This is a genomic window from Corallococcus sp. CA054B (assembly GCF_003611625.1).
In the GTDB taxonomy this organism is placed as follows: domain Bacteria; phylum Myxococcota; class Myxococcia; order Myxococcales; family Myxococcaceae; genus Corallococcus; species Corallococcus coralloides.
Map to the genome: position 1 here is coordinate 1 of NZ_RAVY01000451.1, position 386 is coordinate 386.

Here is a 386-nt window from a genome sequence, read left to right on the forward strand (position 1 = left end):
CTTGCGCAACTGGGCTACGCTGGCGGCGAATTCCGCGACCTGGGCACGCTCGCCCTCAAGCTGGTTCTCCAGGGTCGCGATCTTCTCCGCGACTTCCCGGGCCAGCTCCTCGTTGCCGGCCTCCAGTGCCTTGATCGCGTATTGCTCGTACTCGGCGACCTGGGCCGCGCCCTTCTCGACGCGCTCCTGGGCCAGGCGGGGGCGGGCCATGATCGAGGCCAGCGCTTCCCGCGACTTGCGTAGTTCGACGTCGGCGTCGCGGATCTCCTGGTCGAGGATGCGCAGCGCCTGGCTGTCGACGATCGCCTCGCCAACCTCGTTGGCTCCGCCGCGCAGGGCGCTCAGCAGCTTGCTCCATACCGTCATGATGGTGTCCTCCCTCCGGC

General features: G+C 68.7%; 1 protein-coding gene. It reads right to left on the bottom strand.

The features are described 5' to 3' along the window. Positions 1-366 (bottom strand): PspA/IM30 family protein (locus D7V80_RS41280; RefSeq protein WP_199739001.1); only part of this gene is annotated, 366 nt, incomplete at its 3' end. Between the last annotated feature and the right edge of the window lie 20 nt (positions 367-386).